At 66.1% G+C, this 16,743-nt stretch carries 14 protein-coding genes and 3 pseudogenes; 9 read left to right on the top strand and 8 right to left on the bottom strand.

Features of this window, described 5'->3' with window-relative positions; translation table 11 throughout:
• The first annotated feature begins 42 nt into the window (after positions 1 to 42).
• The 3 genes from ACICHK_RS42615 to ACICHK_RS42605 are packed head-to-tail and all read left to right on the top strand — an operon-like array spanning position 43 to position 880.
• Complete coding sequence (locus ACICHK_RS42615; protein ID WP_406841681.1) at positions 43 to 285, top strand: hypothetical protein; 243 nt, start codon at positions 43 to 45, stop codon at positions 283 to 285.
• On the top strand, positions 282 to 668 hold the full coding sequence (locus ACICHK_RS42610) for a transposase family protein (protein ID WP_406841679.1): 387 nt from the start codon (positions 282 to 284) through the stop codon (positions 666 to 668). Before ACICHK_RS42615 ends, ACICHK_RS42610 begins: the two co-directional genes overlap by 4 nt.
• On the top strand, positions 665 to 880 hold the full coding sequence (locus ACICHK_RS42605) for a transposase family protein (RefSeq protein ID WP_406841677.1): 216 nt from the start codon (positions 665 to 667) through the stop codon (positions 878 to 880). Before ACICHK_RS42610 ends, ACICHK_RS42605 begins: the two co-directional genes overlap by 4 nt.
• A gap of 108 nt (positions 881 to 988) precedes the next feature.
• On the opposite strand, the gene ACICHK_RS42600 is transcribed toward ACICHK_RS42605, so the two are convergent.
• From ACICHK_RS42600 to ACICHK_RS42580, 5 genes are all read right to left on the bottom strand, one after another.
• On the bottom strand, positions 989 to 1,534 hold the full coding sequence (locus ACICHK_RS42600; RefSeq protein WP_406841916.1) for an IS3 family transposase: 546 nt from the start codon (positions 1,532 to 1,534) through the stop codon (positions 989 to 991).
• A 203-nt stretch (positions 1,535 to 1,737) separates the two neighbouring features.
• Complete coding sequence (locus ACICHK_RS42595) at positions 1,738 to 1,896, bottom strand: hypothetical protein (protein ID WP_406841675.1); 159 nt, start codon at positions 1,894 to 1,896, stop codon at positions 1,738 to 1,740.
• Positions 1,897 to 2,103: 207 nt separating this feature from the next.
• Positions 2,104 to 2,577: a group III truncated hemoglobin gene (locus tag ACICHK_RS42590; protein ID WP_406841674.1), complete on the bottom strand. Its 474-nt coding sequence runs from the start codon at positions 2,575 to 2,577 to the stop codon at positions 2,104 to 2,106.
• Positions 2,574 to 2,990 (bottom strand): hypothetical protein, encoded by a 417-nt coding sequence (locus tag ACICHK_RS42585; protein WP_406841672.1) that lies wholly within the window; start codon positions 2,988 to 2,990, stop codon positions 2,574 to 2,576. Before ACICHK_RS42585 ends, ACICHK_RS42590 begins: the two co-directional genes overlap by 4 nt.
• Before the next feature lie 244 nt (positions 2,991 to 3,234).
• Positions 3,235 to 3,675: an RrF2 family transcriptional regulator gene (locus ACICHK_RS42580; RefSeq protein WP_406841671.1), complete on the bottom strand. Its 441-nt coding sequence runs from the start codon at positions 3,673 to 3,675 to the stop codon at positions 3,235 to 3,237.
• A gap of 869 nt (positions 3,676 to 4,544) precedes the next feature.
• On the opposite strand from ACICHK_RS42580, the gene ACICHK_RS42575 reads away from it, so the two are divergent.
• The 3 genes and pseudogenes from ACICHK_RS42575 to ACICHK_RS42565 all read left to right on the top strand — a co-directional run.
• The gene (locus ACICHK_RS42575; protein ID WP_406841670.1) at positions 4,545 to 6,308 is read left to right on the top strand and encodes an aminotransferase class I/II-fold pyridoxal phosphate-dependent enzyme; all 1,764 of its coding nucleotides are present in this window, start codon (positions 4,545 to 4,547) and stop codon (positions 6,306 to 6,308) included.
• On the top strand, positions 6,305 to 7,108 hold the full coding sequence (locus tag ACICHK_RS42570; RefSeq protein WP_406841668.1) for a phosphatidate cytidylyltransferase: 804 nt from the start codon (positions 6,305 to 6,307) through the stop codon (positions 7,106 to 7,108). Before ACICHK_RS42575 ends, ACICHK_RS42570 begins: the two co-directional genes overlap by 4 nt.
• Positions 7,109 to 7,777: 669 nt before the next feature.
• A pseudogene (locus ACICHK_RS42565) lies at positions 7,778 to 8,377 on the top strand (IS5 family transposase); the annotation flags it as partial.
• A gap of 21 nt (positions 8,378 to 8,398) precedes the next feature.
• Here the strand turns inward: ACICHK_RS42565 and ACICHK_RS42560 are convergent.
• Entirely contained in the window at positions 8,399 to 9,634 is a 1,236-nt protein-coding gene (locus ACICHK_RS42560) for an IS110 family transposase (RefSeq protein WP_406841666.1), read from the bottom strand.
• 344 nt (positions 9,635 to 9,978) lie between these two features.
• Between ACICHK_RS42560 and ACICHK_RS42555 the strand changes: the two are divergent.
• A pseudogene (locus tag ACICHK_RS42555) lies at positions 9,979 to 10,134 on the top strand (IS5/IS1182 family transposase); the annotation flags it as partial.
• Between the two features lie 28 nt (positions 10,135 to 10,162).
• On the opposite strand, the pseudogene ACICHK_RS42550 reads toward ACICHK_RS42555, so the two are convergent.
• Positions 10,163 to 11,372: pseudogene (locus ACICHK_RS42550) on the bottom strand (IS3 family transposase).
• Between the two features lie 482 nt (positions 11,373 to 11,854).
• Between ACICHK_RS42550 and ACICHK_RS42545 the strand changes: the two are divergent.
• A complete protein-coding gene (locus ACICHK_RS42545) occupies positions 11,855 to 14,173 on the top strand; it encodes a M4 family metallopeptidase (RefSeq protein ID WP_406841664.1) in 2,319 nt (772 codons plus the stop codon).
• A 154-nt stretch (positions 14,174 to 14,327) separates the two neighbouring features.
• Here the strand turns inward: ACICHK_RS42545 and ACICHK_RS42540 are convergent, their stop codons facing one another.
• Positions 14,328 to 15,476: a HoxN/HupN/NixA family nickel/cobalt transporter gene (locus ACICHK_RS42540; RefSeq protein WP_406841663.1), complete on the bottom strand. Its 1,149-nt coding sequence runs from the start codon at positions 15,474 to 15,476 to the stop codon at positions 14,328 to 14,330.
• A gap of 947 nt (positions 15,477 to 16,423) precedes the next feature.
• On the opposite strand from ACICHK_RS42540, the gene ACICHK_RS42535 reads away from it, so the two are divergent.
• Positions 16,424 to 16,669 carry a hypothetical protein gene (locus tag ACICHK_RS42535; RefSeq protein WP_406841662.1) on the top strand — a complete coding sequence of 82 codons (246 nt, stop codon included), beginning with the start codon at positions 16,424 to 16,426 and terminating at the stop codon, positions 16,667 to 16,669.
• Positions 16,670 to 16,743 lie beyond the last annotated feature (74 nt).

The raw sequence follows: 16,743 nt of genomic DNA, 5'->3' as shown, positions 1-16,743 counted from the left end.
CATGGCGTAACTGGTATGCCCCCGGAGGCAGTTGAGTTTGGTGTGAAGAAAAACAACCATCCCGTCGAGGGCCCTGACGGTCTTGTCTACACTGCCCGCCTACCGCTGTCGAGTGCCACCCTGAACTGGCTCGCCGGCCTGATCCGCGGCCAGCTGAAGAAGATCAGGTCACGGTGGCGGGCCCTGCCTCCGGGTCGGATCGCCGCCCTCGTGCTGGCCGTACTGCGCTGTGACCAGCGGCCGGGTGATCTGGCCGGTGACAACGGGATACACGCACCACTGTGACCCGGTGGGTCAGGGAAGTTGTCGGCCTGCTGGCCGCCCGCGCCCCGCGCCTGGACTGCGCTCTCAAAAAGATCGCCCGCAAGGGTGGCGGGATGGTGCTGCTGGACGGCACGCTGATCCGCACCCGCTGGCGCTCCGGCAAAAAGAACCGGAAGAACTACTCCGGCAAGAGAAAATGCCATGGCCTGCTCGTGATCGCGCTCACTGACGATCGCGGCCGGCTGCTCTGGGTCTCGACGGCCCGGCCCGGACGGACCTCGGAGATCACCGCCTGTCGACACGACCAGCTCACCGCTAAGCTGCGGACGGCCGGTCTCGGGGCGATCGCCGACCTGGCTTCGTCGGGCTCGACGACAGCGGCCCCGACACCGGCCCCGCAGTGATCACCGGTTACAAGGCCGCCCGGAATCGGCCCCTGACACGAGGACAGAAGCTGTCGAACACCGCACTGGCAGCGGTCCGGGCACCGGTGGAGCACGGCTTCGCCCACATCAAAAACTGGCGCGTGCTCGGCAAAGTCCGCACCGACCCGACCTGGGCGACCGCCCTGGTCAGGGCCCTGCTCGTCCTCACGAACCGCGAAGTGTCCCGGTGACCGACGATCTTCACCGAAGTCATCCACCCACGACCAGCACGAGCATCCCGAACCCCGCGCACACCAGACCCGTGACCAGCAACTTCACGATGCACAGTTCTCAGTGGGTCAGCCGCGCCGACCGGGCAGAATCTCTCGTTTGAGGGAGGCGAAGAACGACTCGGCTGCCGCGTTGTCCGCGCTCGAACCGGCCGCTCCCGTGGACCGGCGGATGCCAGCGATGCGGCAGGCGCCGGCGAACGCCTCTGAGCCGTACTGGGCTCCGTGATCGCTGTGGAAGATGACGCCGTCGACCCGACCGCCGCGGGTGCGGACGGCCGCGGCCAGGGCGTCGGTGCCGAGTTCCGTGCGCACATGGTCGCCGATCGACCAGCCCAGCAGGCGCCGCGAGGAGACGTCGATGAGCGTGGCCAGAGAGAGGAACCGCCCGCCGTTGATCGGCAGGTAGGTGAGGTCACCGATCCAGGCGGTGTCAGGCGCGGCGGCGGTGAAGTTCCGCTGCAGCAGGTCCGATACCGCCCGGCGGTCCGGACCGGGGATCGTCGTATGATGCCTTTTCCTCAGCCTCCTGACCGCGATGGTGTGTTGGCGCATCAGTCGCTCGATGCGTTTTCGGTTGACGATCAGACAGTTCTCGTTGAGTTCGGCGGTGATGCGCTTGGACCCTTATGTCTTCCCGGACTTGGTGTGAATCGTGTGTATCCGCCGGGTCAGTACCGCGTCGGCGGCCTTCCTCGCGGCCCTGGCCAGCGCGGTTTTCAACCAGCGGCAAGACCCCGAGCGAGAGAGGTTCAGTACGGTGCACAGCTGCTTCACGCCGAAGGCGTCACGGTGGTCGGCGACAAACTGGAAACGGCTCACCAGCTGGTCTCGCCCGCAAAATACTTGGCTGCTCGGCGCAGGATGTCGCGTTCCATCTCCGGCTCGCGGACCTGCTTGCGCAGTGCGGCAATCTCAACGTCCTCCTCCGACGCGGCCACGGCTTCGGGACGCACGGCCTTCTCCGCAGCCTTCACTCACTGCCGCAGCGTCTATGCCGAGCTTGGCCGCGATCTGCGAGACCGGACGGTCCGACGAGCGCACCAGCTTGACGGCGTCAGCCCGGCACTCAGCCGGGTACTTGCAGGCCCCCACCTGGGACTTCTTTTCTGGACTCAAGATCCAGTGTCAAGTTGTCCACAATCAAGGTGGAGGGCCCGGTGTCGAACTGAGCTCCCGGCAGATCACACATCATGCCGGTCCGGTCCTCTACCGATCACGAGAACTTCCTGGGCCGGCCGGAGGCGTCCCTCCCCAGTGGTGTTGCGGAACAGGGCCTGCGCTACAGCGTTTGCTTTGACAATCGCCCTGTCGGCCACAGGCCCTGTGTAGAGACTGCGCACGGTCGTGGTCCACAGCTGAAGCCAGCGGGCGAAGTGATCTGAGCTCAATGGGCTCTTCGCATGCAGGTCTCGGTGCGCACGCAGGGCGTTACGGCGGTAAATTCCCGGCATCAGCAGAGCGCTTTCCCAGAAATCAGCCATGACGGGTAGATGACTCGCCATGTCTATGTGCGCCACTTCAGTGAACAGCGGACCAATGAAGGGGTCCTGGAGAACCTCGTGGTAGAACGCCCGGACCAGTTCTTCGATGTCCTTGCGGTCCTGGATGTCGGCTCGTTCTCCCACCGGCCCAGGCCGTCCGTCGTCTTCCATCATGAGGTTGCTCCAAGGACGAATGCGGCTACGGCGAGCGTCATGAGCTTCAGGAACTCGCCTGCGACGTACATGAGATGCAGTCGCGAGCGAGGGACGGGCTGTCCGCTGATGACACGTTGCGCCCGTAGGTCCAGACGCGGACGCAAGATCAAGGCCTGTGTGGTCAGGATCGCTGCAGGTGGCAGGAGGACCAGGGCGGTCGTTCCGTAGGGGAGTGCGGCTGCGCAGGCAAGGACCAGCAGAACGATCTCTACTCGTATGAGAGCCCTGAAGACCACACGCCCCAGAGACAGGCCGAGAGGCAAAGTGATGCCGGGCGCCCGGAACTTCAATGGTGTCTCCAGGAAGGAGATAGCCAAGATCGCACCGAACCATATGCAACACACGAAGGCCGGTATATCGGCGGAGTTCATGCGTACAACACCCTTCGAGTCAGGGTCGACGGCTGGCGTCGCCCGGTCTGCTTCTCACCTGCCGAGCCAGAATCGAGCGTTCTGCACTGGCGTTCACGGCTCGGCTTGTTCGGTAGTGCCGCCCCTGCGCGGTGGACTCCGAGAGATAAAATATGCATCTAAAATTCATATTTTTAGCTGTGGCTAGTGCGTCGTCGGCGTCAACCATGTCTGACCGCTCGGACCGGTCTCCGCTGGTGCCAGCTCAGTCTGGTGATGCGCCCAACGTCAGCAATACGGGCCCGGTCGGGGATGTCACAAGATCGGCCACAGTCAGACCGTTCAAGGATGCAAGGAACGCTTCCTGTGCTTGCCGTAGTGCCGACCGCAAGTGGCATGCCCCCGCGAGCGGGCAAGGGCTGTCACCCTCGCACACCACGACTTCCCGGTCCCCCTCCAGCTCTCTGACCAGGTCGCCCACTCGCGTCCTGCGGCCGGCGTCCGTCAGCGAGAGCCCGCCGTTGCGCCCTCTGCGCGCCTCGATCACTCCCAGGTGCTGCAGCTCCGCGATGGCCTTCGCCATGTGTGTGTAGGGAACATTCATGGAATCGGCGATGCACCGGGTGGTCAGCAGTTCCCCGCCGTGCACGACAGCCAGGCGCATTATGGCCCGGAGCGCGAGATCCGTGTATCTGGTCAGTCTCACGGTACGACTCTATCAATCTTGCATCCAAGATGCATATTTTTCTTCTCGTGTGTTGCCTCATAGTCGACCAACGCGGGCGACGCTCGCTGTGGCAGACATGCACAGCTCGCCGACCGTCTTGGACCCCGAGTGCAACCAGGATCGCGCCCGCGATCACTCACCGCTTTCAGAGTGACCACTGATCGGGTGACGGAAAGCGGTATGAGCCAGCCCACGGGGTCGAGCGGGACGTGACTGGAGTTCTCCAGCCGGCCTATCGAGCGGTGGGTCCTCCGCGATGAGGGACTTTGAGGACCTGACCCATGGCGAGAACAGCTCTTCTGGCGTGCGTTTCAGGACGGGGCATCAACGGGCGGTCAACGCGCTAAGGAGGCTGGACTAGGGGGCTGTCCGATGGGTGGCTCTGGCTCACTTTCGCTGGTAACGCCGAGTAAGTTCGGGTGCGCAGAGTAGTAGCTGCTGGTCAAATCGCGATATGCGCTGTCGGGGCCTGAGATGCAGCTCCCAGAGCGTGACCCCAACGGTCGGGAGCGTCTCCCTCAAGCTGCGGCGGAGGCCTTCAGGGACGGCCTCCGCGGCATAACGCTCCGTTACCACCGAAAGTGAGCCAGAACCAACTTCTGTGACGCCATCACTGCCCGTCACGACGACAGGACTCTGTTCCGCAGGAGTTGGGAGCCAGAGTTGCCGAACATCTGTGCCGGGCACGGCCGGTGCCGGTGGTTCGGCACCTGCCCATGGACTCGGCTCTGACCTGGACCGCTTCCAACTCCTTTGCTGTCCGGCTGAGTATGCGTACTCAGGTGCTGGCTGCCGGACTCCTCCATGCTGGGGCGGCGAACGCCGGACCGTCTCAGGGGGACATACGCATGGACCACGCCCTGCAACTGCGCACTGCCACGCCTCGGGATCACGACTGGATCCACGAACTGCGCCACCGTGTGTACGCGGAGGAGCTCGGTCAGCATCCGGTGGATCCGTCGGGAAGGCTGAGTGACGGACTCGACGGCGACAACATCTATCTCGTGGCCGCGCGCGGCGAGACGCGGATCGGCTTCGTCAGCCTTACCCCGCCGTGGGTCGGCCGCTACTCCCTCGACAAGTACCTGACGCGCGAGGAGCTGCCGGTCCTGACCGAGGAGGCGCCGTTCGAGGTCCGCGTCCTGACCGTCGAGGAACACTGGCGGTCCACCGCGGTGGCGCCACTCCTCATGTACGCGGCGCTGCGCTGGGTCGCGGCGCGGGGCGGCCGCCGGGTGGTGGCGATGGGACGCACGGAACTGCTCGACATGTACCTCGCCGCCGGGCTGCGGCCGGTGGGACGCACGGTCCGCTCGGGCGCGATCTCGTTCGAGGTCCTCAGCGGCTCCGTGGCCGAGCTGACGAGGACGGCCGCGGAGCGCCACGGCCGGGTCCTGGGGCGGCTGAGGACGGGCCTCGACTGGCGGCTCGACGTGCCCTTCGCGCCGCGTGCGGACGGCTGTGAGCACGGCGGAGCGTTCTTCTCGGCGATCGGCACGGACTTCCGGACCCTGACCCGCCGTCACGAGGTGGTCGCGGCGGATGTGCTGGACGCCTGGTTCCCACCGTCCCCAGGCGTCCGCGCGGTCCTCTCGGAGGATCCCGAGTGGGCGGCCCGGACCTCGCCACCGACGGGCGCGGAGGGACTGCTCGCGGAGATCGCCGCGGTCCGCGGGCTCCCGGTGGAGTCGCTGGTCGTCGGGGCGGGCTCGTCCGATCTGATCTTCCGCGCGTTCGGCCGGTGGCTGACGCCGGGGAGCCGGGTGCTCCTGCTCGATCCCGGCTATGGGGAGTACGCCCATGTCACCGAGCGGGTGATCGGCTGCCGGGTCGACCGGCTCCAGCTGCGCCGGGAGGACGGCTGGCTGCTCGACCCGGCCCGGCTCGCCACCGCGACCGGCGACGGACGGTACGACCTCGTGGTGGTGGTCAACCCGAACAACCCGACCGGCCGCCACGTCCCGGCCGACGTGCTGCGCGCGGTGATCGAAGCCTCGCCCGTGCGGACCCGGTGGTGGATCGACGAGGCGTACCTGGGATATGTCAATCCGGCGGACTCGCTCGCCGGGCTCGCCGCGGTCGACGCCCGGGTCGTGGTCTGCACCTCGCTGTCGAAGATGTACGCGCTGTCGGGGATGCGGGCCGCGTACCTGGTGGCTGGTCCGGAGACGGCCGGGGATCTGCGGCGCTGGACGCCGCCGTGGCCCGTGAGCCTGCCGGCCCAGCTGGCTGCCGTGACGGCGCTGCGCGACCCCGCGTACTACGCGGAGCGCTGGGCCTGCACCCATGTGCTGCGCCGGGGACTGGCGTACGACCTCGAGGAGTTGGACGGGTTCTCCTCGGTCGACGAGGGGGTGGCGAACTTCCTCACGGTGACCTTGCCGCCGGACGGACCGAGCGCGGCGCGGCTGGTGCGCGAGTGCCGGCGGCACGACGTGTTCCTGCGTGACCTGTCGCCGATGTCCCCGGCGTACGAGGGGCGGACCGTCCGGATCGCTGTCCGCGACACGGCGGAGAACACGAGAATCGTGGCGGCGTGCCAGAGCGCCCTGGACGCGCTGCGCACGCCGGCCGCACGGGTGTCGGCTGCGCCGGGAGGGGCCTCCCGGTGACGACGGTCGCCGGTCTCGTACCGTACCTCGGCGGGGCACTGGCGGTCGGAGGCGTCACCGTGGCGGCAACCCGGCGCCGTGAACTGATGGTCCGCTGGTGCGTGTGGGCGCTCGGAGTGCCCTTGGTGACCGCCGCGTTCTGGCTCGGTCCACCAGGGATCGCGGTGCTCGTGGCTGTGGTCGGTGTGGTCGCCGTGGCGGAGTTCGGCGGGCTGCTCCTGCTGGGTCCGGTGGACCGGGCAGTGCTGGACGCGGCGATCGTCGGACTCGTCCTCACCGCCTGGCTGGCCCCCGGGGAGGTGCTCCGGGTGGCGGCGGCCGGGGCGCTTGCCATCGCCGGGGTGCCGTTGCTCTCGGGCGACGCGGAGCACGGGCTCCGCCGCCTGGGGGCGGGCCTGCTGGGGCTCGTGTGGCTGGGCACCCTGGCCGGCCTCGTATCGTCCGGCGCCCTCGGCCTCGTCCTGTTCGTGGCCGTGTCGATCGCCGACATCGTCGCGTACGCGGCGGGTCGCCGAATCGGCGGCCCCCGGCTCTCCCGGCTGTCGCCCGCCAAGCGGTGGAGCGGCACGCTGGCTGGGGCCGCGGCCGGTCTCCTCACGCTGGCCGTGCTGTCCTCCCTGACGTGGCAGACGGCGGTGGCCGTGGCGGTCGGCGGCCCGCTCGGGGACCTGCTGGAGTCGATGATCAAGCGGGGCGCCGGCGCCAAGGACGCCGGCCGGTGGCTGCCCGGCTCCGGCGGCATCCTCGACCGGATCGACTCCCTCCTCGTCGCTCTGGCGGTGCTGTTGGTGCTGAAGTGAGCCACGGGGCGGTAATCCTGGAGGCAGCCTCCGCGCCTACCTGCATGAACAACTCCAGCTCAAGACCGTCCGCACTCAATACCCCGACCTCAACGCCCTCACCCGCCACGTCCGCTCCTTCGCGACCGTGCTCACCGACCGCCAGGGCGAGCGTCTCCTGGAGTGGCTCGACGCCGTCTGACAGGACGACCTGCCCAGCCTCCACACCCTCGCCGCCGGCATCGACCGCGACCTCGACGCCGTCATCGCCAAATTGACCCAGCCCCGGAGCTCTCTCGAGGTCCATGGGCATGCCAATCGGATGAAGATGCTCGCTCAAGCGCCAAGTGTTCGGGCGGGCAGGCTTCCAACTTCTCCCCAGGCGCGTCCTGTTTAGGTGACAGAAAGTGGCTGCGCCACAGAAGTTGGCTCTGGCTCACTTTCAGTGGTAACGGAGCGTCATGCCGCGGAGGTCGCCCCTGAAGGCCTCCGCCGCAGCTTGAGGGAGACGCTCCCGACCGTCGGGGTCACGCTCTGGGAGCTGCATCTCAGAGGCCCCGACAGCGCATATCGCGATTTGACCAGCAGCTACTACTCTGCGCACCCGAACTTACTCGGCGTTACCACCGAAAGTGAGCCAGAGCCCGATGGGTTGTGTGACGCTCCTTGTGGGAACTTGCTCCCTGGGGCATGGGGCGGGGAGATCTTTTGGATGAGGAGTTGGCTCGGCTGGAGCCGCACTTGCCGACGAATCACGGGCGGGGTGGACGCTGGCAGTGTCACCGTCGGGTGATCAACGGGATTCTGTTTCGGCAGCGGACCGGTCTCCCCTGGCGGGACCTGCCGCCTTGCTTCGGTAGTTAGAAGACGGTTCACGATCGTCATCGCAGGTGTTCGGCGGACGGTACGTGGGAGAGGATCCTGCGGGCCGTCCAGGCCGACGCCGATGCCGAGGGCCGGATCGACTGGAGCATGGTCAGCGTCGATTCCACGACCTGTCGCGCTCACCAGCACGTGGCTGGTGCCTCCACCCGGACTCCGAAGATCTCGGGTCGACGCAGGAGCCCGGCACGTCATCGTTCCGATGAGGCCCTGGGACGCTCGCGAGGCGGACTCACAAGCAAGATCCACCTTGCCGGGGAAGGCGGGTGTCGCCCGCTCGGGTTCGTCGTCACACCCGGCCAGTAGGGGGACGCACCGCAGATGATGCCCGTCCTGGAAGAGATCCGCGTGCCCCGGCAGGCTGGTGGACGCCCGCGTACCCGGCCCGACCATGTCGGGGGCGATAAGACACCCCATGCAGCTATCAGGTCAAGCAACTGCCGCGAGTGGGGTCGATGAGCTGAAGGCGATGGCTTCGTCGAACTTCTGGTGGTTGTTCAGGCAGTGATGGAGCTGGCCGAGCATGCGGTTGAACAGATTGCGCAGGGCCGCGTGGTAGCGGTCGCCGGTGCTCCGGCGACGGTTGTAGTGGGCATGGGCGCCGGGTGAGGCGGTCAGGGCCGCGAACGCCCAATGCCGGCCGGTCGCGGCCAGACGACTGTTCTTGATCCGACGGTGGGTGACGTGACGGCTCTTGCCGGACTCACGGGTCACCGGTGCACTTCCCGCATAGGTCTTCAGATTGCCGGCATGGGGGAAGCGGGCACGGTCGTCGCCGATCTCGGCGAGTACCCGCGCGCCGGTGAGAACCGCCAGGCCCGGGAAGCTTGTGATGATCTCCGCGTCGGGATGCTGCCAGAACAGCTCCTCGGTGTCGGATGCGAGGTCGTCGCATGCCTGGCAGGCCGCGTCGAGCTGGGCGAGGAGAGCGAGTGTCTGCCGTCCCATCGCCTTCTCGACCAGGGCGGGCTGACGGAGTCGGCTCTGGTGGAACACCTCGAGCAGCCGGTCGGTCTCGGCGTCGATGCGGCGTTGGCGTCCGGCTCTGGTGACCGCGGTCCGTAGTCGTCCGCGGGTCAGCCGGGTGGCCTCGGCCGGAGTCGGCGCGATCGCCAGGAGCGTGCGGGCCTCCCGGGACAGCAGCCGCTCGCGCTTTGCCGCGAACGCCTCGAGGATCGCGGGATAGTACTCACGCAGGTGTGATCGCAGCCGGTTGTGGGCGCGAGTGCGGTCCCAGACCGCGTCCTGCTGAGCTCGCGCGAGCACGGCGATCGCCCTGACCAGCTCGGAATCGCTCGGCAGCGGACGGTGGAACTCGGTGTCCGTGCGCAGGATGTTCGCCAGGACGACGGCGTCCTGGTGGTCGGACTTCTTGCGGGAGACGGCATGCCGGTCGCGATAACGGGCAACGGCCATCGGATTGATCGCATAGACCTGGCGGCTGGAGGCTCGCAGGCAGGCGACCAGGAGACCCCGGGAGGTCTCGATGGCGACCGGGATGGGATCGTCCGGGCTGTCACCGTGCTCGGCAAGCAGGTGCAGGAGGTCCTGGAAGCCGGCCGCGTCGTCGCTGATCCTGAGTCTGCCGAGCAGTCGGGCTCCGGAGTCGACCACCGCGATGTCGTGGTGGTCCTCGGCCCAGTCGATTCCGCAGGTTGCGTGCACCACGCGCTCCTCTCAGAGGCTTCACTGTCCGTCGGCATCGAGCCGCGGCAGGACCACCCGGTGACCTAATAGAAGCGCTCGCGGGCGCATCACCCCATCAGCCGTCCGTGGTCCCAGCCCTGCTCAGGGGCCCTCACTCTCGTGAAGAACTCGACGGCTCCGGCTGATGGGGAGGTGGCCCTGAAAATGGCTCGAATCACGGAACGGTACGGCGAGCGAGCCCGTGACGGCAGGGGCCAGAACCGCATCCCTCTTGTCGAAGCACTCACGGTGCTGCATACAGACCAGATGTCCCGTCCAGCCCCTGCCTGGGCTGACCAACGGCCAACTCACGCGCCTATTAGGCGTACTCGTCACGACGCATCCGGCGTCACCTGCGCAGGCGTCAGATCAAGCACACGATCCCCGAGCCGAGAGACCAGTGGGCCAACCGCTGGCGCCGCGGCAGCCAAGGTGGTCGGCCCACAGGGTTCGACAAGGCGATCTACCACCGCCGAAACGGGCCTTGACCCCGGACTTTGGACACGTCTATGCGGCTTGGGCCAGAGTAGTTGCTGTTGGTTGGAAGTCGTTCTCGTAGGCGATCGGGGACCGCTGCCCGAGGCGGGAGTGCCGGCGTCGGGTGTTGTATCGGGTCAGCCAGCGGAAGGCGTCGAGCCGTGCCTGGCGCTCGTCCGGCCAGCCTTTGCGGTCCTTGAGCGTCTCCCTCTTGAAGCCAGCGTTGAAGCTCTCGGCTGCGGCATTGTCCGCGCTGGACCCGACCGCTCCCATGCTCTGCCGAACCCCTGCTGACCTGCAGATTTCAGCGAAAGCCCTCCTCGTATAGTGCGACCCGTGATCCATATGCATGATCGCTCCCTTGAGACTGCCGCGGGTCTGCTCGGCGGCCGCCAGGGCGTCGATGACGAGCTCGGCTCGCATGTGACCGGCGATCGCCCACCCGGCCAGTCGGTGTGAGGCGAGGTCGATGACGGTGGCGAGGTAAAGCGGCTTCGCACCGTTGACCGGCAGATACGTGATGTCGCCGACGTACTTCGTATTCACCGCGGCCGCGGTGAAGTCACGTCCGATCAGATCCGATGCCTTCGCCGTGGCCGGGTCGGCGAGCGTGGTGCGGTGTCGGCGGCGCAGGCGGAACCCCTTGAGCCCGATGCTTCGCATGATTCTCGCGACGTGCTTGTGGTTGACCACCGGGCCGCCCTCGTCGCGGAGTTCGGCGGTGATTTTGGGGCTCCGTAAGTGCCGTCGGAGTCCTGGTGGATCTTGTGTATCCGGGCGGCGAACTCGGCCTCGACGGTTTGCCGGGCCGCTCGTGCGGCTGCGGTGCGGCGCCGGTAGTAGAAGCTCGAGCGGGAGCGGCCGAGGGTGTCGCAGAGCCGCTTCACGCCGTGCCGGCGCTGGTGATCCTCGACGAACCGGCAGCGCTTCACCAGCGCGTCTCCGTCGCGAAATACCGGGCCGCCTTGCGGAGAATGTCACGCTCCTCCTCCAGCTCGCGGATCCTCTTGCGGGCAGCGGCCGGCTCCGCCTCGACGGCGTCACCACCGACCGGCACGACGGCCGACGGCGAGGAGTGGGCGCCGGAACGGCGTCCGTCGGCAGCGCGGATCCAGTTCCGCAGTGTCTCGGTGTTGGCTCCGAGATCGCCGGAGACGGACTTGATCGTTGCTCCTGGCCGCGACCGGTACAACGCGACCGCGTCCGCCTTGAACTCGGCGGGGTAGTGCTTCATTCCCACGGGGACTCCGTTCTCCTGGACCATCAAGATCCAAGTGTCTCCGGTGTCCAAAACCCGAGGTCAGGGCCCAGCACTGTGCCGACCTGTGCCCTGCCGCAGGGTGGTGAGGTGCTGGGCTGCACAGGTGAGCACCGTCCCTCATGGCACTTTCGCTCGTTACCAGTTGCAGCGCATCAGGCGGTGATCGCAGGGGAAGCGATACTGCCCCTCCGTCTCGAACACCCTTGTAACCGGATGATTTCGTTTGGGTAAAGCCCCACGACAGCAGCCTGTTTCGCAGTTTTCGCCGCGCTGGGAAAGGGTGTTCGGGCACGCGGGCTGCACCTATGTAGCGGCTACTGTCACCTCGCCACCGTACCGATCGCCGCACGCCACACATCCGTGCGGTGACATGTGTGCCTCCACAACGGGTTGCCCACACGATCGGCGGTTGGCGAACTGACCGGCTGTCATCATACGGCCGGATGAAAGGAGTTGCTGGAGTGACAGACATCCACGGAGGGCCCAACGCCCTCCGCCGCCAGTTGACGCGTCGGGTCGGTGTCACGGTGGCGGTGGCGGTTACGGCGTTGTTCGCCCCGGCGCTTCCCGCCTCGGCAATCGCACAGGCCGAGAAGGTGTCGCAGGCGGCCCCGATTGCCGTCCCCCTGCCTGCCCCTGGCGCCCGCATGCTCGATCTGACCGCAGGACAGCGTACGTCCCTGCTGAAGGCGGCCGCGAACAGTGCTTCTTCCACGGCCCGCTCGCTGAAGCTGAGCCAGGACGAGAAGCTGATCCCCAAGGACGTCGTCAAGGACGCCGACGGCACGGTCCACACACGCTACGAGCGGACCTACCAAGGTCTTCCCGTCCTCGGCGGTGACCTGGTCGTGCACGACCACGGAACGCGGCGTACTGCCGACCGTGCCGTCCGTGCAGTCATTTCGGTACCGACCATCAAAGCTGCGGTCAGCGCGGGTACGGCGCGTGCTTCGGCTCTGGCTGCGGCACGCAGGGCGGGGGACAGCAAGCCTGCCGTCAAGACCGCTCCGCGACTGGTGGTCTGGGCCGAGGAAGGTGAGCCCACCCTGGCGTGGGAGTCGTTCGTGACCAGCAGCCAAGCCGACGGCACACCGAGCAAGCTGCGTGTGCTGACGGACGCCCGTACCGGCCGGCAGTTGAAGAGCACCGAGCAAAACGAGACCGGCGTCGGGCACAGCCAGTACAACGGCACCGTATCGATCGACACCGAGCATGGCAGCAGTGGCTACCTGCTGTCCGACCCTGCGCGCGGCGGCAGCTCTACCATGAACATGACTGCCACCGCTACCGGCATACCGTTCATAGATGCTGACGATGAATGGGGCGACGGGACACCGGCCGACCCCCAGACCGCGGCTGTCGACGCCACCTATGGAGCCCAGCGGACTTGGGACTTCTACCACGACCGCTTCGGCCGCAATGGCATAGCGAACGACGGTGTCGGTGCCGCCTCCTATGTCCACTACATGGACAACTACGCCAACGCGTTCTGGAACGATGACTGCTTCTGCATGACCTACGGCGATGGGCTGGGCAACGCGCACCCCCTCACCGAACTGGACATCACGGGGCACGAGATGACGCACGGTGTTACCTCCCACACTGCGGGGCTCGTCTATTCAGGCGAGTCCGGTGGCCTCAATGAGTCCACCAGCGACATCATGGGCACTGCGGTGGAGTGGTTCGCCAACAGCCTCGGCGACAAGCCGGACTTCACTCTGGCCGAACTGGCGGACATCCGCGGTAACGGCAAGCCCGTGCGCTACATGGACCAGCCCTCCAGGGACAACGCTGACGGTGGCACGTCGCAGGACTACTGGACCCCGAAGACCAAGAACCTGGACGTTCACGCCAGTTCCGGCATCGGCAACCACTTCTTCTACCTCCTGTCCGAGGGCAGCGGGAAGAAGAAGATCAATGGTATTCAGTACAACAGCACCACCTACGACGGTCTGCCCGTCACCGGGATCGGCCTGAAGAACGCCACTGACGTGTGGTATAGGGCGCTCACGGTCTACATGACCAGCACCACTGACTACGCTGGGGCACGGACCGCCACCCTTGAGGCGTCAGCAGACCTCTTCGGAAAGTCCAGCAAGGCTTATGAGTCGGTAGCCGCTGCGTGGGCAGCGGTCAACGTCGGGCCGCGCTTCATCCACCACATTGCTGTCTCCTCCGCGGCACCGCCCAAGGCAGCCTTCGGCCTGGCGACCAGCTGGCAGATCCTGGCGACCAGCACCCGGCGCGGCGCCCTGACCTATTCTGTGACTGGCCTGCCCAAGGGACTCTCGGCCAACCCCGTCACCGGTCTGGTGAGCGGAACGCCGGAGGAGTCCGGCGCCTTCCCGATTACCGTGACGATCCGCAACAAGCGTGCCGGTCTCACCCGCAAGATCGCCTACACGTGGACGGTGCTGCCGAACGGCGGCAACCACTTCGTCAACCCGGCGCGCTTTGACATCGCACAGTGGGGAAGTGTCGAGTCCCCGATCACTGTGAGCGGGCACAAGGGCACGGCACCGGCCACTCTCAAGGTGAGTGTCGACCTGTACCACGACTTCATCGGGGCACAGGTGGTGTTCCTGGTCGCTCCGGACGGCACGGAAATCCAGCTCAGCCGGTGGAGCTGGGACTACGGCTCGGAACTGCACACCACATACACCGTGGACGCATCTGGGTACCCCGCTAACGGCATTTGGAAGCTGCGCGTGCTGGACGCGGTCCCTGGGAACATGGATTATGGGCCGGGCTACCTCGACGGCTGGGCACTGGACTTCTAAGACTGTACTGCCGTATGACGACCGCCGTGCCCAGGTGTTGACGGGCGCGGCGGTTCGTTTGTCACTGCGCGATGGCTACCGACTGTCTGCTGTGGGGTCAGCACCGGGTTTGTTGCTGAGGTGAGCCCGGACACGATTGTGTTCGGCTGGGATGTCAGTCGCTGTGTTCCTCCGCGACGGCAGGCGGGGCCAGTCCCGCTGTCCATCTTTCCTCAATGCGGCCGACTTTCCAGACCAGCAGAGCTGTTACCCAGGTGGCGAAGAACAAACCGACGATGGCGTAACCGATGATGTTGAGGTCGAGTCCGGATACCCAGTCCCAGAACATCCCGTGCAGGTTGGCCTTCTCCGCGATCAGGCCGAGGAGTTCGACGGTTCCGATGACCAGGGCCACGACGACGGACAGGCCGGTGATGGTGAGGTTGTAGTAGACCTTGCGCACCGGCTTGGAGAACGCCCTGCTGTAGGCGAAGTTCATGAACGAGCCGTCAATGGTGTCAAGCAGAACCATGCCGGCTGCGAACAGGACCGGCAGGCACAAGATGGCGTACCAGGGGAGGCCGGAGGCGGCCCCGGAACCGGCGAGAACGAGCAGCGCGATCTCGGTAGCGGTGTCGAAGCCCAGGCCGAACAGTAGACCCAGAGGGTACATCTGCCAGGGCTTCGTGATCGACTTCATCAGACGGCCGAGGATTCGGTTCATGAGGCCGCGCTTGTCGAGCTGTTCATCGAGCGCTGCCTCGTCGAAATGACCCGAGCGCATCCCGCGGAAGACCTTCCAGATACCCGTCATGATCACCATGTTCATGATCGCGATGAGGTACAGGAATGTCCCCGACACTGTCGTGCCGACCCAGCCTGTGACGCTGTGCAACGCGGACTTGTCATTTTCGACAGGTGCGGCCAGCGCCTTCACGCCCAGAGAGAGCAGGAAGGCAAGGGCGAAGACGATACTCGAATGGCCGAGGGAGAACCAGAAGCCCACTGATAGGGGCCGACGGCCCTCGTTCATGAACTTCCGGGTGGTGTTGTCGATGGCGGCGATGTGGTCTGCATCGAAGGCGTGCCGCATGCCCAGCGTGTATGCGGTGATGCCGATGCCAATGCCGAAGGTCTTGGCGCCCAGGCTGTAGTGCCGGGGGTCTACGATCGCCACCAGTGTGAACCAGCCGATGATGTGCAGGGCAAGGATGAAGGCGGTCATGCCGCCTGCGCTGGCCCATTCCTTGCGGGTCATCGATGTGCGGATGCGGTGCCATGAGCTGCCGTGAGCGGCAACGGGACGGTCGGGAGCGATTGTCATGAGGCGCTGCCCCTACTCTTCGGCGAACTGCTCTGCGATGCGCCTTCCAGCCTCCTGCATACCCGCTGCAACTGCTATTTGAACGCATATGCCGTTATGTTGCAATTGCGCCATAATGGTGCATTATGGTGATGGTGTGGCCCGGCCGACTCTCGCTGCCCGGCCACAGAATCTGACTCCGTTTCGGGACCTGGAGCTGGTTGAACTGCGTTTTCGGCGGCTGCAATTGTTGGGGCGGTGACTGGCGCCTGAGACCATTGAAGCCGTGAGCCTGCTGTGCCCCCCGTACGCGTGATCATGAATTAGCAGGTCACGTTGTGGGTGACCGGCTTCCTGATGGGGGCAGGTGGGCGTATGAGAACTGCTGGGGGCGTCCGCTCCTGTGAGCGGTAGCCTGGCTGGGTGCCGTGCTTGCCGACTGTGGACGGGGCGCCTGCTGTGCGTTCCGGGATGAAGTTCGTTGTCAGCCTGCTGGGTTCAGGCGGTCTTGAACGCATGAGCGCGGTTGCCGACATGCCAGTCACCGTTCCAGCCTGCCCTCGGGTGATCCATAGGGCGAATCGACTCATGGCGACGGGGATCATTTCGTTCGCGATGGGTGTAGTGGGCACAGTCTGATGCGCGGTTGCTGACGCTCCGGTCTTCTGCGGTTCGGTCCAGGGCGCTCAGTCGATGGGTGCTTGGCCTGTAGGTCCGCATTTTGCCATCGCCGATCGCCGACCAGTGAAGCGGCAAGTCGCAATGGCGCTGAGACTTCCTCGTGAAGATGCACATGCCGGGCGGTCGTTGGTGGACACCGTACGACTTGCGGCATCGTGGACCGGGTCCGGCTGGAGCTCCAGATTCTCAAACGGGGGCGGCTGGCAGACTCGAGGCTGCGGGACGCTGCCCGCCATGAGAGGGCAGTCGATGGCCTCCATGTTCTACCAGCGGTAGAGCGACGTTTTGTGGGCAAGGCGACCAGCATCAAGACCAGTGAAGAGGTGCGCGACCGGCTGCGTGTCCTGGCCGACGAACGCGGTACCACTGTCATGGATCTGCTCGAGGAACTGGCTTCCCAGGAGTTCACAGCCGCCGAGCGGGAGGAACGTGCTCGCGAAGCGGCCCGAGAGTTGGGTGTCCAATATACAAAGCAGGCCGGTCAGAATGCCTGGACGAGGGGCGGTGCTCACCAGGATGGCGCGGTCGCGTGAGCCTGACGGCGGTTCTCGACCACACGGCGCTGACCGCTCTCTACCGCACGGGTCCTTTCTTCACGGGTCTGTAT

Source organism: Streptomyces sp. AHU1 (genome assembly GCF_045343905.1).
In the GTDB taxonomy this organism is placed as follows: Bacteria; Actinomycetota; Actinomycetes; order Streptomycetales; family Streptomycetaceae; genus Streptomyces; species Streptomyces triticiradicis.
The sequence above is the reverse complement of the archived record's forward strand: the minus strand, read 5'-3'. Positions and strand labels throughout refer to the sequence as shown.

Bases quoted from the DNA above. Each gene is read 5' to 3' on its own strand.
- ACICHK_RS42590 (WP_406841674.1), bottom strand. From the start codon at position 2,577: ATGATGGAAGACGACGGACGGCCTGGGCCGGTGGGAGAACGAGCCGAC.
- ACICHK_RS42585 (WP_406841672.1), bottom strand. From the start codon at position 2,990: ATGAACTCCGCCGATATACCGGCCTTCGTGTGTTGCATATGGTTCGGT.
- ACICHK_RS42575 (WP_406841670.1), top strand. From the start codon at position 4,545: ATGGACCACGCCCTGCAACTGCGCACTGCCACGCCTCGGGATCACGAC.
- ACICHK_RS42540 (WP_406841663.1), bottom strand. From the start codon at position 15,476: ATGACAATCGCTCCCGACCGTCCCGTTGCCGCTCACGGCAGCTCATGG.